General features: G+C 34.4%; 12 protein-coding genes. 5 read left to right on the plus strand and 7 right to left on the minus strand.

The window, feature by feature from the left end; genetic code table 11:
* Positions 1-43: 43 nt before the first annotated feature.
* Positions 44-2869, minus strand: coding sequence for a TonB-dependent receptor (locus K1X16_RS13150; protein ID WP_225036728.1), 2826 nt, complete (start codon positions 2867-2869; stop codon positions 44-46).
* An 81-nt stretch (positions 2870-2950) separates the two neighbouring features.
* Positions 2951-4174 carry a hypothetical protein gene (locus K1X16_RS13155; protein ID WP_225036729.1) on the minus strand — a complete coding sequence of 408 codons (1224 nt, stop codon included), beginning with the start codon at positions 4172-4174 and terminating at the stop codon, positions 2951-2953.
* A 234-nt stretch (positions 4175-4408) separates the two neighbouring features.
* Between K1X16_RS13155 and K1X16_RS13160 the strand changes: the two genes are divergently transcribed.
* The gene (locus K1X16_RS13160; RefSeq protein ID WP_195871106.1) at positions 4409-5749 is read left to right on the plus strand and encodes a deoxyguanosinetriphosphate triphosphohydrolase; all 1341 of its coding nucleotides are present in this window, start codon (positions 4409-4411) and stop codon (positions 5747-5749) included.
* An 87-nt stretch (positions 5750-5836) separates the two neighbouring features.
* Complete coding sequence (locus tag K1X16_RS13165; RefSeq protein WP_195871107.1) at positions 5837-6007, plus strand: hypothetical protein; 171 nt, start codon at positions 5837-5839, stop codon at positions 6005-6007.
* Here K1X16_RS13165 and K1X16_RS13170 read toward each other — a convergent pair.
* Positions 5981-7765 (minus strand): 1-deoxy-D-xylulose-5-phosphate synthase, encoded by a 1785-nt coding sequence (locus K1X16_RS13170; protein WP_225036815.1) that lies wholly within the window; start codon positions 7763-7765, stop codon positions 5981-5983. The genes K1X16_RS13165 and K1X16_RS13170 overlap by 27 nt on opposite strands.
* 22 nt (positions 7766-7787) lie before the next feature.
* Entirely contained in the window at positions 7788-8723 is a 936-nt protein-coding gene (locus K1X16_RS13175; protein ID WP_225036730.1) for an energy transducer TonB, read from the minus strand.
* A gap of 161 nt (positions 8724-8884) precedes the next feature.
* Between K1X16_RS13175 and K1X16_RS13180 the strand changes: the two genes are divergently transcribed.
* The 3 genes from K1X16_RS13180 to K1X16_RS13190 are packed head-to-tail and all read left to right on the plus strand — an operon-like array spanning position 8885 to position 12471.
* Positions 8885-11512, plus strand: coding sequence for a T9SS-dependent M36 family metallopeptidase (locus K1X16_RS13180; RefSeq protein WP_225036731.1), 2628 nt, complete (start codon positions 8885-8887; stop codon positions 11510-11512).
* Positions 11513-11529: 17 nt separating this feature from the next.
* Positions 11530-11979, plus strand: a complete 450-nt coding sequence (locus K1X16_RS13185) for a nucleoside deaminase (protein WP_195871110.1) — start codon at positions 11530-11532, stop codon at positions 11977-11979.
* Positions 11980-12006: 27 nt separating this feature from the next.
* Positions 12007-12471: a protease complex subunit PrcB family protein gene (locus K1X16_RS13190; RefSeq protein ID WP_195871111.1), complete on the plus strand. Its 465-nt coding sequence runs from the start codon at positions 12007-12009 to the stop codon at positions 12469-12471.
* 72 nt (positions 12472-12543) lie between these two features.
* Here K1X16_RS13190 and K1X16_RS13195 read toward each other — a convergent pair whose 3' ends face one another.
* From K1X16_RS13195 to K1X16_RS13205, 3 genes are all read right to left on the minus strand, one after another.
* Complete coding sequence (locus K1X16_RS13195; protein WP_092446448.1) at positions 12544-12735, minus strand: cold-shock protein; 192 nt, start codon at positions 12733-12735, stop codon at positions 12544-12546.
* A gap of 111 nt (positions 12736-12846) precedes the next feature.
* Positions 12847-13092 carry a hypothetical protein gene (locus K1X16_RS13200; RefSeq protein ID WP_225036732.1) on the minus strand — a complete coding sequence of 82 codons (246 nt, stop codon included), beginning with the start codon at positions 13090-13092 and terminating at the stop codon, positions 12847-12849.
* Positions 13093-13123: 31 nt separating this feature from the next.
* Positions 13124-14926 carry a chloride channel protein gene (locus tag K1X16_RS13205; RefSeq protein WP_225036733.1) on the minus strand — a complete coding sequence of 601 codons (1803 nt, stop codon included), beginning with the start codon at positions 14924-14926 and terminating at the stop codon, positions 13124-13126.
* Positions 14927-14959 lie beyond the last annotated feature (33 nt).

Genomic DNA, 14959 nt, shown 5'->3' on the forward strand with positions numbered 1-14959 from the left:
ATTTAGACGACCTCTTTTTGTTTATACTAAAATATTAGGATATCTACAGATTCATACTATAACCAAGGCTAAAAGTAGTTCCTGGATTTCTTGATGAAAAGTCAGCGCTGATATCTCCATAAGATTCATATTGGCTTAAACGGTCATCGTTAAGTATGTTATCTATCTTTAAGCTAATCTTTGAGCGGTTATCTTCACCAAAGCTTTTAGATAGATTAAAGTTTAAACTATTAAAAGGCTGTGTATACACATCTGGGTTTTTACCAAATCCTACAACCTCTAAAGTTTTACCTTGTACGTTATAAAACAATCCGGTTTCAAAACCAGAGTCTGTATTGTTATAGTTAAGGCCTACATTTACCAAATATGGTGATTGTCCTTGTAACTCACGAGTGTCATCTATTGTTTCTCCGTCTCTAGCAAATTGTTGTCTCGATTCGTATTCTTGACCTTCACCTTTTGCCATTTCAATTTCAGATTTAATTACTGATACATTTACATTAAAGCTTAAATCAGTTAAACTTTCAGAGATGAAGCCAAAGTTTTTACGCCCTTCAAATTCAATACCATAAACTTGTGCTTCCGGTGAGTTTCTAGGTGTAAATTGGTTTGGTGCTACAAATGAATAGGCCACTAATTCAATAGGGTCTTTAAATCGTTTGTAAAATCCACTAACAGCAAACATTTGTGCTTTTTCTCCAAAAAACTCATAGCGTAAATCAAAGTTATTGATATAAGAGGGCTGTAAATCAATATTACCTAAAAAGATAAGACCTGTTAATAAATCTGGAATCTGTACCACAGATAATTCTTTAAAGCTAGGTCTAGCAACGGTACGGAAATAAGATAAACGCATATTTGACTGGTCATTAACTTCGTAGATAAAGTTAGCCGAAGGAAATAAATCGAGTTCTTCAATGGTTTGTTCATTATCATACATCTCAGAACCAGAATTGTTCTGACCAGTAAATAATGTGGTGAAGTACTCTGCACGCAAACCAACGATAGTTTTTAACTTGTCTATTATTTTAAATTCATTTGATACATAAGCTGCGGCTGTATTTTGAGAAGCGTCGTAGGTGTTAGCGGGCTCAAAATTACCACGAATGTACGAACCAGAATTAGTTTCAGGCGTCCAAATATTACTCGGGTCTAAAATCGCATCTGCATCCCCATTAAAGCTAGAGGTGCTGATATCTCTAAAAGCAACTTCATATTTATAAATACCATAATCTCTTTGTTTATAGCTCGCTAAAGCACCAAACTTTAAAGCGGCTTGGTTATTAAATAGATTGTATTTTTTTGTAAAGTCTAATTTTCCTGTGAGATTCACTTCTTCTAAATCTCTCCATAAACGTTGAGGGAAACCAGCATCAGAACTAATATTAGTAGAGCCATCTGAGTTTAAAATAAACGTCGTTAATCGTACATCTTTATCGTAAACACGGCTAAAACTTGGTGATAATTTCCATTCTGTTATAAAGTCGCTATCCACACTATTGTGTTGACCACCAATTAAAAAATTAGTTAAGGAACGTTGCGTATACTCTAAGTTGTCTTTAGCAACTGTAATTGCATTAGAAATTTCAGTCACTTGATCAAATAAGGCCGCTCTGCTTTCTCCACTTTGTAGGTGTAATACATTAAAGTTGTATTTTGAGTTATCTGTTTTATAAGACAATCCTGCAAGACCACTTAATAAGACATTATTTTCTCCTAAATCACCTCTTTGTCGTCTATCAAATCTTAATTCATTAACATCACGATCTTCATCTTTTTGATACACCCCATTTTCAAAACCTTCATAAAATTTAGTTTCGTTTTTATAATTTATAGAGGCAATTACACCTAAACGATTATCACCTACTTTAAATTGGTTTCCGTAATTAAATCCTAAACTTAAGTTTGGTAAGCTTGTATTACGTTCTGTGGCTAAAGTGTTGTTAAATGAACGGGTAATACTTTCTAAGCTCGAATTATTTGCTGAAGCCGGATTTGGAATTGTTGCTGTAGATGAAATTGGTAATGCTCTAGAACCATCGTCAAAACCTAGGAAATCCGTACCACTACCTTCGTAACTTAAATAATTAGAGTTAAATGTCATATCTGGATTGTAGCTTCCAGAGACAGAAAAACTCATGGTTTTTTTAGAGGGGAAATCTTTAGTAATAATATCAACAACACCACCTGTGAAATCTGCAGGTAAATCAGCTGACCCTGATTTTATGACTATAATGTTTTCTAAAATATTCGTAGGAAAAACATCCATTTGAATGGTGTTCTTGTCGGGGTCAAGACCAGGAATATCCATATGGTTTAAAATAGATTTGGTGTAACGATCACCTAAACCTCTTACATATACATACTTTCCGCCTTGTACAGACACACCTGGGACGCTTTTTATCGCGGAAGCAATATCACCAGCACCTGCTTTTTTTATGCTTTCAATGGAAAGCCCATCTAGTAATACAGTTGAGTTACGTTGCATGTTTAATACAGATTCTTCTGTGTTTCGTCTAGTAGAGGTTGTAATTACGACTTCGCTTAAGGCAGAAGACGAAGGGTTTAAAGTTACATTGACTTCGGTAACATTATTAGCTTCAATAATGACATCTGTGATGGCTTTAGTTTCATAGCCAACAAAGGAATAGACAATGGTATAGGTGCCTTCTTCTAATTCTAATAAGTATTCACCATCAAAATCGGTGGTGGTTCCCGTTGACGTATTTTGAACTACAACATTAGCAAAAGGAAGAACGTCATTAAATTCGCCATCGAGTAATTTTCCTGTGACAGTTCCAGTTTGTTGTGCTGATAAAAATGAAAAGGAAAATAAAAGCGCTAAAAATAGAGTTGCTGATTTAAGCATTTGTTAGTTTATTTTAAAAACTAGAAAAATGCCCGAAAAGTAATTTCCGGACATTTAAATAATTATATTTTATTTATTAATTTAGAATGCACTTTGAGATGCTGTATAAGTCCAACCGAATACAGATGTATTTGCACCAACAGTTGCAGTAGATGCACTTTCAATAGTTGTTACGTTATCTGTGAATTTAGCATCGTTTCCTTCTGCACCTTCTACGATGTCAGCAAGTGCAACACCAGCAGGTAAAACAATTTCCCAGTCAGAAAATGTTAATGCATCTGCAGCTAATTCAGTAACAGAATCTTCATCTTTAAAGCGTAATGTGGTATTTTCACCAAAGCCATAAGCTAATACGTTATTTAAGTTGGCAATTAAACCATCTCTACAATCTGTAAAATGTTCATTTGCAGCATCACCGATTAAAGTAATATTTGTCATAGTGTAACCATTAGTAGAGGTTCCTTCAGGGCCATCTAATTCTAACGCACTACCAGATTCGCTAGTTTGAATCACTAAAGCATTATCCATCGTACCAGACCAAGCTTGGTCAGCATCTAGTCCATCATCACCATGAGCCCAAGTAATAAAGTTTTTACCATTTACAGTACCACCAAACCATTCAAAACCATCATCTGCGTTAGCAACTACCTCAAGGTTTTCCATTACAGTACCAGTACCAACACCACCCATAGTGATGCCGTTGATTTCATTGTCAGAACCGATAGTAATTCCACCATGTCTCACAGAAATATATTTATAAGAACCAGAGTTGTCATCAGCGATGTCACCACCATATTGTCCGTAAGGCTCATTTGCAGCGATACCTTCAATTTGCGCAGTACCAACATCACCACTTACAGAGATAGGAGCACGACCTAAGATGATTAAACCACCCCATAATCCAGTATCATTTTGATCTAAGTTTGTTCCTGCAGCTTGTCCAACTTCAATGTTATCTAAAACTGAAGTCATTATAATTGGAGCGCTTGCTGTTCCGTTTGCGATTATTTTACCACCTTGATCTACAACTAAAGCAGAAGCTAATGATTCTAAACCTTGACCACCTTTAATAATAGTACCTGGCTCAATTGTTAAAGTTACACCTTCATTTACAACAACTTTTCCGTCTAATTCGTAAATGTTGTCAGAAGTCCATGTTTCGTTTGCAGTTAAAATACCTGTTTTTACGATGTTTTCGTTTTCATCCCCACCGCCATCATCAGTAGTATTATCATCATCGCTGCTGCAATTAAATGCAACTAAAGAAAATGCAAGTAAGAAAAGTAAATTTTTAATTGTTTTCATTTTGTTTTTTTCATTAAATGTTATGCTGCAAAGAAACTATGATTTGCTTCTTGACAGGTTATCTTAAAATTAAAGGTTTGTAATGAAAAGGTTAGTTTACTGTTAGCTTAGTATTAACCCAATTTATTTTTAGGAAACAATAACATAACATTGAAAAATTCTAATATCTAACTAAACTTTATATAATCAATTGTATAGCAATTTATATATCTTGCATCTTCTAATAGTAGAACTATGAACTGGGAACAATTACTCTCCTTAAAGCGATTTGGGGACACCAATAAAAGATTACGAAAAGAACAAGATGAAACCCGATTGGGCTTTGAGGTCGATTATGACCGTATTATATTTTCTTCAGAATTTAGAGGGCTTCAAGATAAAACACAAGTGGTGCCTTTATCTAAAACCGATTTTGTACATACACGCTTAACCCATAGTTTAGAAGTAAGCGTTGTTGGTCGGTCGTTAGGAAGAAAAGTAGGTGAACTCTTATTGAAAAAACATCCACATCTAGAAAATGTTCATGGATATAGAATGAATGATTTTGGAGCTATTGTTGCTGCTGCTGCTTTGGCTCATGATATTGGGAATCCACCATTCGGACATTCAGGTGAAAAAGCTATTGGCGCTTATTTTAAAGAAGGCAATGGTGCCGAATTTAAAACGTACTTAACCAAATCAGAATACCAAGATTTATGTGATTTTGAAGGCAATGCCAACGGCTTTAAAATTTTAACGGAAAGCAGAGCTGGTAGAGAAGGAGGTTTAAGATTGAGTTATGCCACTTTGGGAGCCTTTACGAAATATCCAAAAGAATCCTTACCCAAAAAACCTTCGAAACATGTTGTAGATAAAAAATATGGGTTTTTTCAAAGTGAAAAACAGATGTTTGAAGATGTTGCTACCGAATTAGGGTTAATAAAACGAAGTGATGCTTACCAAAGCTATGAAAGACACCCTTTAGCATTTTTAGTTGAAGCTGCAGATGACATTTGTTATACCATAATAGATTTTGAAGATGGTATTAACCTAGGATTGATTGAAGAAGAATATGCTTTAGAATATTTAATTAATTTGGTGAGAGGCAGTATAAAAACAGAAAATTACCACGCCTTAAAAACCACTGAGGATCGTGTGAGTTATTTACGAGCCTTAGCGATAGGACGATTAATAAATGAAGCTGCGTCTCTATTTATGCAGCATGAAGAAGCTATTTTAGCTGGTGAATTTGAAACAGCTTTGTTAGAGGTGAGTCAGTATAAAGCACAGATAAAAGATATTATTGATATAAGCGTTAAGAATGTTTACCGCTCTAAAGACGTATTAAATAAGGAAATTGCAGGTTACGAGATTCTTAATCAGCTATTAAAATCCTATGGTAAACTGGCATACAACTATTTTGAAGGTAACATGTCTAGTTATGATAAATTGTTGCTTAATAGTTTGCCTGAAACTGTAAAACTTGGTAATGATTCGTTATATCAAAACCTGTTAGCAGTTTGTCTTTATATTTCAAAATTGTCAGATACCAATGCGATGCTATTGCATAAAAAATTACGCGGTCAGATTTTATAACATATGCATTTCGTCGAATAAATTTGTTTTTTAGCCGAATATTTTATTTATTTACTTCATAATCAGCCCTCAGTAAAAAACCTACTTATGAAAAATAATATACTTGGCGGCTTAGTCATTTTCATGGTCGTAGTGACATGCCTGTTGTTGTTAGATGATATTACAAACCCATACGAACAGCAGACCGTTTACGATAATGTTCAGGTTGATCAACGTAAAAACCAAACCGATTTAGCCATCCTTGAGGACGAAGAGTAAGTCCTCAATACTTTTTTTTATAGAAAACGAATCTAAGTGTTGTAAGTGCTGTAATTGGTTTACTGTTCCATGCTCAATAAACTTATCTTCGATACCTAAAGTTGTTATGGACTGTTTGTAATTGTTGGCATTTGCAAATGCTAAGATAGCTGATGCAAATCCGCCTACTACAGTGCCATCTTCAATAGTTATAATAGCTTTGTATGTCGAAAAGATGTCGTGCAGTAATACCTCATCTAAAGGTTTTACAAACTGCATATCATAATAACCAACAGCTTCTTTTTGGTCTAATAAATCAATGGCATCGGCAACGTTTTTTAGGAGTGTTCCAATTGAAAGTATAGCGATGTCAGTACCTTGTTTTATACAAAGTCCTTTTCCAATGTCGATGGTTTCAAAAGGCATTTTCCAATCTAATAGTTGGCCACGACCTCTTGGGTAACGAATGGCCAATGGGAAATCAATGCCCAATTGGGCTGTATACATTATGTTCCGAAGCGCAATGGCATTACTTGGTACAAAAATCACCAAATTAGGAACACAATTAAGGTATGCAATATCAAAAACACCATGGTGCGTTGCTCCATCTTCTCCAACTAAACCTGCTCTATCCAAACAAAAAATCACAGGTAAATTTTGTAAAGCGACATCGTGTATCACTTGGTCGTAAGCTCGTTGTAGAAATGTGGAATATATATTACAAAAAGGAATAAGGCCTTGTGTTGCCATTCCTGCTGCCAGTGTTACGGCATGCTGCTCTGCTATGCCAACATCAAAAGCACGATTTGGAATCGTTTCCATCATATATTTTAATGAACTTCCAGTAGGCATGGCAGGAGTAATGCCTATAATAGTATCATTTTTTAAAGCTAATTCTACGATGGTTTCGCCAAATACATCTTGAAATTTAGGTGGGATTTTTTCTTTAGATTTTAATGGTAATTCACCTGTTTTAGCATCAAATTTTCCAGGTGCATGGTATTTTACCTGGTCTAATTCAGCTTGTTTTAAACCTTTCCCTTTGGTGGTAATAATGTGTAAAAATTTTGGACCTTTTACCGTTTTTAATCGTTTTAATTCGGACAGTAATAACGGTAAATCATGACCATCAATTGGTCCTGAATAATTAAAATTTAGAGCTTCAAAAATATTGTCTTGTTTTTCTGTGCCTTTTTTTACGTTGGTTAAATATTGTTTTAAGGCTCCAACACTTGGATCAATTCCTATGGCATTATCATTGAGAATGACCAATAAATTAGCATTAGTTACACCAGCATGGTTTAAACCTTCAAAGGCCATTCCGCTTGCTATAGAAGCATCACCAATTACAGCAATATGGTGTTTGTTATCACCTTTGAGTTGCGATGCAATTGCCATACCCAAAGCTGCAGAAATAGAGGTCGATGAATGTCCTACTCCAAAGGCGTCATAATGACTTTCACTGCGTTTAGGAAAACCACTAATGCCCTTAAGTTGTCTATTGGAATCAAATATATCTTTACGACCTGTTAGTATTTTATGGCCATAAGCTTGGTGACCAACATCCCAAATAAGTTGATCTTCTGGAGTGTTAAAAACATAATGTAATGCAATAGTTAACTCTACCACGCCAAGACTTGCCCCTAAATGCCCTTCTTTTGTTGCAACGATATTGATAATAAAGCTGCGCAATTCTTGGGCAAGTTGCGGTAATTCTTCTGGTTTTAGTTGACGTAAATCCTCTGGAAGATTAATATGTTTTAAAAACTCATTTTTCACGTCGTAAAAATACGAGATTTTATTAGTCTTCAATTAAAATGGTAATAGGTAAATTGTAAGCCACCGAAACTTTTCCACTATACTGTTCTCCGGGCTTAAACTTAGGTAACAATTTTAAAACACGCCTAGCCTCTTCCTCTAGTTGCAAATGAGGTCCTCTAATTTTAATATTTGAAATAAGACCGTTTTTATCAATAGTAAATTGCGTTAAAATTCGTTGTTTCCCTTTAAGTCCCAAATCACCTTGACCTAAGTCATAATTATCAGTAACAAATTGTGTTATTCGTTTTGAAAAATAAGCTTTCTTTTCGGATGTAGAGATGGTGTTTGGTGTGTCTAAAAACTCAGGTGCAGTATCAATATTAATAAAGTCTATAGGTTCATCATTTTTTAATTGAGGAGGTTCAATATCTCCCATAATCTCAACCATAAGTCCTGTTACTATAGGTGTTGGAGCTTGTACTATAGGTGTTGGAGCTTGAATTTTTTTAATCAGATCTGGCTTTTTAGGTGGCTTTAAGGTAGTTATAGAATCAATATCTGTTTTAGGCGTTTCTGTTTCTGGTATGTGAGTGGTGTCTGCTTTTACGGTATCTACAATTTCGACAGCATTTATTTTTTTGCTATTTCCGTTTTGGTCAGAACAACTTAAAAGTGTAGTTCCCATTGCAATCAATAAAGCCAAAAGAAATACCTTATGAAAACTCGTTTGTTGTTGTATGGTTTGTTGTGGGATTTTAATTCGAATGTGCTCTAATTGCGATATTTTAAAACGACCACAAAGTTTTTTACCCTCATTTGCCGCTAAATACTCTTGAATTTCGTGTTGAGGCATTGTAGTGAAATCAATCACAGACTTTGAGCAAGATTGGCAAAACCGACCTTTTTCATTTGGAGTCATTTGCGACCAATCTTTATGGCATGGTTTTGGAATTGAAATAGAATAGTATGATTTCATAACTAACAGCTTTGTATACGTGCATCAAATTTCTTGCCGAATTTTTGAGTGAGGATGAGTTGGGTTTTTAATATCCTTAATGATTCCTTACTTTTGAGAAAAAGGAAATTACAAGTCTATATTGATTTTCTAGACTTAGTGTTAATTATCACCTAATTACTATGAAAAACAATAGCTTATTTCTGTTTTTACTCTTAAGTGTAGTAGCAACTTCTAGCCTATTAGGCCAAAATGATCTTAAGTCCTTAGAACATGGAGCATTAATAATCAATTATTTAGAAGATAAAAAATCAGATTTTAAATTTGCAAAACAAGATTTAGAACGATTGGTTGTAAACAATACACATTATTCTAAAAGTACAGATATAACTCAAGTTTATGTTAACCAAACGTTTGAAGGTATTAGAATTTTCAATGCTATTTCTAGCGTAGCAGTTAAAGACGGTAAAGTTTTTTATTATGCGAATAGATTTTTAAACTCTATTTCCAATAAAGTTAATTCTAATACACCTACTTTCTCACCTGTTTCAGCAATTCAGAAAGCTGCAACACAATTAGAATTAGGCAATCTGCAAAACATACAGCAATTAGAGCATGATGGAAACAATTATGTATTCTCTGATGCTGGTATTTCAACAGAAGATATTTTGGTTGAATTGGTTTACGTACAACAGGAAGATATTTTAATGCTTGCATGGGACTTTACTATCTATGGAAAAGATAGCAAACATTGGTGGAGTGTTAGAGTGAATGCTCTAAACAATGAGATCATAGAGAAGAATGATTTAATTTTAACATGTACGTTTGAAAATAACCATCAGCATTCTGATCACCAAAGTCAGTTAGATTTTAATAATTTAGTTACATCTCCAAATTCGTTTTTAGTTGATGGTTCTAATTATAATGTTTTTGCACTTCCTTTAGAGAGTCCAAATCATGGCTCAAGACAGATAGTTAATGAGCCTGCTAGTTCAGAGGCATCACCATTTGGTTGGCATGATGATAATGGCATTTTAGGTGCTGATTATACAATAACTAGAGGCAATAACGTTTGGGCTAGAGATGATGTTAGAGGTGATAACTCTGCATCTGGCGTATCTCCAAACGGAACAGCGACACTGGACTTTGACTTTCCATTAGATTTTAATTTGTCTCCATTAGATAATCAAGATGCTGCAATCACAAATTTATTTTATGTCAATAATATGATGCACGATATTTGGTACCAGCATGGTTTTGATGAAGGTTCCGGAAATTTTCAATCTACTAATTACACTAATTTTGGGGTTGGGGATGATTCTGTTTTCGCAGATGCGCAAGATGGTAGTAGTTTTAACAATGCTAATTTTGGAACACCGCGTGATGGTTTTAATCCCAAAATGCAAATGTTCTTATGGTCTCCTCCTGGAGTTAGCGTTAGTCCAAGGGTTGTAATTGATGATGGAAGTTTAGAAGGAACATATGAAGGTGTCGGAGCAGGTTTTGGAGAGTTTTTTTCTGTAGTACCTGTGACATCTAGTGTAATCTTAGCAACCGATGGAGCTGACGATATATATGATGCTTGTGAAGTAATTACTAATTCGGCAACACTCAATGGTAATATTGCGGTTATAAGACGTGGAACATGTCCGTTCGGTGTAAAAGTTTTAGCCGCAGAAAATGCAGGCGCAATTGCTGCGATTGTAGTTAATAATGAGCCTGGTGCTGCTATTGTTATGGGGCCAGGAGATCAAGGAGAATTTGTGTCTATACCTTCACTAATGCTTCCACAAGCGATTGGCGAATCACTTATTACTGCACTTATTAATGGAGAAAATATTACTGCGAGTTTATTAGGACCAGATATTACAGATTTTATTGATAGCGATTTTGATAATGGAATTATAGCACATGAATATGGTCACGGTATTTCTAATCGATTAGCAGGAGGTCCAAGTGCAGCAAACTGTCTTTTTAATGAAGAACAAATGGGAGAAGGTTGGTCTGATTGGTTTGGACTTATGGTAACTATGAAGTCAACAGATGTTTCTGATGATGCCAGAGGAATAGGGACATTTGCAGTAAGCCAGTCTGTTAATGGTGGTGGTATACGTCCAGCACGTTATACTACTGATTTTGCTGAGAATGGTTTTACATATGATGCTACAAATACGCTATCTCAACCACACGGAATAGGTTTTGTCTGGGCAACTGTATTATGGGACTTAACTTGGGCATATATAGATAAATATGGTTTTGATTCAGATTTGTATAACGGAAATGGTGGTAACAATAGAGTTATGAAATTGGTAATTGATGGGTTAAAGTTACAGCCATGTAGTCCTGGTTTTGTAGAAGCTAGAGATGCCATCTTAGCAGCTGATATAGCTACAACAGGTGGAGTAGATCAGTGTATGATTTGGGAGGTGTTTGCTGCTCGTGGATTAGGTTTTGGTGCTCAACAAGGAGATTCAGACTCTAGAATAGATCAAGTAGAGGATTTTTCATTGCCGTCAAGTAGTGACCCATCATTGGCCAATTGTTCTAGTTTAAGTGTTGATGAATTTTCTAAAGATAGCTTAAATGTTTTTCCAAACCCTACACAAACAGAATTATCAATTTCAACACGTAAGAATTTTGGAGATGTTGCAATTACTTTAGTTGATCTTAATGGTAGAGTAGTGTTAGACATACGAAAAGAATTGTTCAACACTATTACTATAAATACGAGTCAATTGCAGTCAGGATTATATATATTAAAAATCAAAGGTGACAATTTTAGCTACAACGAAAAAGTAATTAAGAACTAGTAGATTTTAAACTATTTATGATAAATCCATTCGACGATACCTATTTTATGAAAAAAGCCCTTCAAGAAGCCGAAATTGCTTTTGAAAAGGGAGAAATTCCTGTTGGAGCAGTTATTGTAGTAGACAATAGAATCATAGCTAGGACACACAATCTTACAGAACTATTAAACGATGTTACAGCACATGCAGAAATGCAAGCCATTACATCAGCGGCAAATTTTTTAGGTGGAAAATATTTGACTAAATGTACATTATATGTCACTCTAGAGCCTTGCCAAATGTGTGCAGGAGCTTTGTATTGGAGTCAGATTTCTAAAATAGTTTTTGGAGCTTCAGATGCACAGCGAGGTTTTAAAACCATGGGAACGCAATTACACCCTAAAACGGAAGTGGTTGGTGGAATTTTAGCTGAGGAAGCTTCAGCACTAATGAAACGCTTTTTTATTGAAAAGCGTAATTTGAATTAAATGTTATAATTAAAATCGGAAATTGTTATGAAAACACAAGTCTTAATCCTATTCGCATTTGTATTTGTTGTGGGTTGTAAATGCAATAAAGTTGACCAAAAAAATTCAAAAATGGATAATACAGAATCGGTTTTAATTGCCAAGGGTAACCTTCATGGTGCAGGTTCGGAAGGGTTTACCAAGGAAAATAGGGTTATAGATAACCAAAGTGATTGGGATAATTTAATAGCGCAAATGAATTCTGTTAATACGGTTTCAGATCGTTTTACAGAAACCAAAATTGACTTTTCAAACTATACAATTATTGCCATTTTTAATGCTGTAAAGGGTAGTGGAGGTCATAGTATCAACGTGGATGTGACTTCAACATCTACAAACACTGTTGTTAATGTGACGTTTGCAAGTCCATCTGGTAATGCCACTAGCGTAATGACGCAGCCGTATTATATTACAAAAATTGAAAAGAGAGATTTACCAATAATTTTTAAATAAGGAGCAGCTTTAAAATTGAGCAAAAAAAACGCCCAACCATAGGTTGAGCGTTGAAACTTGTAAGATATATACTTATAATACCTGCACGTTTGCAGCTACTAATCCTTTTCTTCCTTCTTCTTCATCGTACTCTACATTGTCACCTTCGCGTAATTCTACGCCATTAAGGTTTGATACATGTACAAAGATGTCTTTTCCTGTTTCTTCGTTGGTAATAAATCCAAATCCTTTTGAATCATTAAAAAATTTAACTGTTCCAGTCATTATAATATAAATAAAAATTAAAGTACAAAGATAAAAGAAAATTATAGCCTAAGGTTAAGAAATTGTTTTTTTTTGATTTAATCCTTTATTATTAGAATGTTAATCAATAGCCTATTGCTTTGAGTCGCTCTGATTTTTACGCATTTTGTCTAGATTTTCTTTTGTAAGCATATAGTCTTTAACATCCTTGTCTTTCCATCTGTAGTAAGAAAACAATGGAAAAACAACTAAGAATAAACCTACAACTCCGAAACCTATTAGTTTTTCAGAATACTCTAAATCTAAAATTAGGCCACATGCGATACTAATAATTGAAGCTAAAAAGGCAATAAAAGTAATGATTTTTATAGGTTTCATTTTGAGTGAATTTATTTAAACTCGAAATTGATTAGGATGTAAAATTAATTAATTCGGTACGATATGCGGTTAATAATTTCGATTTTGAAACAAATCCGTAATAACAACCATTTTTTATAACAGGTAAATTCCAAGCTTCACTATCTTGAAACTTTTTCATCACCACTTTCATCGTGTCTTTTTCATAATAGATAAAATCTGGCGGATTGTGCATAAAAGTTTCAACAGAAGTAGATTCGTATAGCGATTGATCAAACATTATAGTTCTAATGTCGTCTAGAAGAATAATTCCAACTAAACGATGATAACCATCCACAACGGGAAACAAATTCCGACTCGATTTAGAGACTCCTTGTTTTAGCATGTCCCCTAAAGACATTTCTGGGTGCAGCGGAATAAAATCGTTTTCAATAACCGTATCCAAATGCATCATAGTTAGTACACTTTGATCTTTATCATGAGTTAATAAATCTCCACGTTCTGCTAATTCTTTGGTATAAATGGTGTGTTCCATATAATTCTTAGTAATCATATATGAAATCGCTACGGTTATCATTAATGGTAAAAACAGAATATAACCTCCTGTAATTTCGGCAATTAAAAATATCGCAGTTAACGGAGCATGTATAACTCCCGCAATTAATCCTGCCATTCCAATTAATGTAAAATTAGCCTCTGACACCTGATGTCCAAGACCTATATTATTTATTATTTTGGCCACAACATTTCCTAGTGCACTTCCCATTACCATAGTTGGTACAATAACTCCACCAACTCCACCAGCTGCAAAAGTTGTGGTCATTGCAATGGCTTTAAATATGGTAAAACCTATAAGTAACAAAATAACCACCCAAATATTATCGGTGTATTTATCAAAAGGATTAGACCCTAGGGCATGTAGATAGTTTCCTTCAAATAAATCTTTGGTAAAACTTAAACCTTCACCATATAAAGGCGGAATAAAATACAGCATGATACCAATAGCGATACCTCCAACTAAAAGTTTAATGAACCGCGTTTTAAATCGGTCGAAAAACCCATAGATAGCAAAATACATTTTTGTAAAATATATGGATGCAATACCAGTTCCTAACCCTAATATCATGTAGAAGGCTGTGTCTCTTGGGTTAAATTTCTCAGTAAGGTTAAAATTAAAAAGCAATTCATCACCTAAAAAGAAATATGAGGTTAAAACGGATGATATAGAAGCAATTAATAGTGGTAATAAAGACGCAAAGGTAAGGTCTAAACTAAAAACTTCAACAGCTAAAACGATGGCTGCAATGGGTGATTTAAACATAGAAGCCACAGCAGCTGCAGTTGCACAAGCAATAAGTAATGTGCGTGTTTTTTTATCGACATGTAAAATCCGACTTAAATTGGAGCTTAATGAAGAACCAGAGGTTATTGCAGGGCCCAATAATCCAACAGATCCACCAAAACCAACAGTTAATGGTGCTAATATTAACGGATGATAGATCAGTTTATAAGATAAAAGTCCTTTTTGCCTTAATAAAGAATAAAGTAGTGAAGGTATGGCACGTTTTATAAAAGGCGGAATAGATGGAGTCATTCCTTTTTTAAACATATACCTAGTTAAAACAAATACCAAGAATAAGCCAATTACAGGTAAAACAAAATAAAGTTGGTTATGAGAAAAAACAATGCCTTTTTCTAAAATAGATTGAATTGTATAGGTAAAGTTCTTTAACGTTACAGCAGCAATACCAGTTAATAATCCAACAGCAACACTTAATAAATAAACAAAGTTTTTTTGCGATATATATTTATATCGCAAGAGAAGTAATTGTCTGATAATGTTTTTTGTTGGCATATTTTTAAAAAAAAAACCTGTTTAGCCCGTGTC

It is taken from the genome of Winogradskyella sp. SM1960 (genome assembly GCF_020179375.1).
GTDB classification, from domain to species: Bacteria; Bacteroidota; Bacteroidia; order Flavobacteriales; family Flavobacteriaceae; genus Winogradskyella; species Winogradskyella marina.

Coding starts and splice junctions, on each gene's coding strand:
- K1X16_RS13200 (WP_225036732.1), bottom strand. CDS start 13,092: ATGAAACCTATAAAAATCATTACTTTTATTGCCTTTTTAGCTTCAATT.
- K1X16_RS13150 (WP_225036728.1), bottom strand. CDS start 2,869: ATGCTTAAATCAGCAACTCTATTTTTAGCGCTTTTATTTTCCTTTTCA.
- K1X16_RS13195 (WP_092446448.1), bottom strand. CDS start 12,735: ATGACTGGAACAGTTAAATTTTTTAATGATTCAAAAGGATTTGGATTT.
- K1X16_RS13160 (WP_195871106.1), top strand. CDS start 4,409: ATGAACTGGGAACAATTACTCTCCTTAAAGCGATTTGGGGACACCAAT.
- K1X16_RS13190 (WP_195871111.1), top strand. CDS start 12,007: ATGAAAACACAAGTCTTAATCCTATTCGCATTTGTATTTGTTGTGGGT.
- K1X16_RS13180 (WP_225036731.1), top strand. CDS start 8,885: ATGAAAAACAATAGCTTATTTCTGTTTTTACTCTTAAGTGTAGTAGCA.
- K1X16_RS13155 (WP_225036729.1), bottom strand. CDS start 4,174: ATGAAAACAATTAAAAATTTACTTTTCTTACTTGCATTTTCTTTAGTT.
- K1X16_RS13185 (WP_195871110.1), top strand. CDS start 11,530: ATGATAAATCCATTCGACGATACCTATTTTATGAAAAAAGCCCTTCAA.
- K1X16_RS13175 (WP_225036730.1), bottom strand. CDS start 8,723: ATGAAATCATACTATTCTATTTCAATTCCAAAACCATGCCATAAAGAT.
- K1X16_RS13205 (WP_225036733.1), bottom strand. CDS start 14,926: ATGCCAACAAAAAACATTATCAGACAATTACTTCTCTTGCGATATAAA.
- K1X16_RS13165 (WP_195871107.1), top strand. CDS start 5,837: ATGAAAAATAATATACTTGGCGGCTTAGTCATTTTCATGGTCGTAGTG.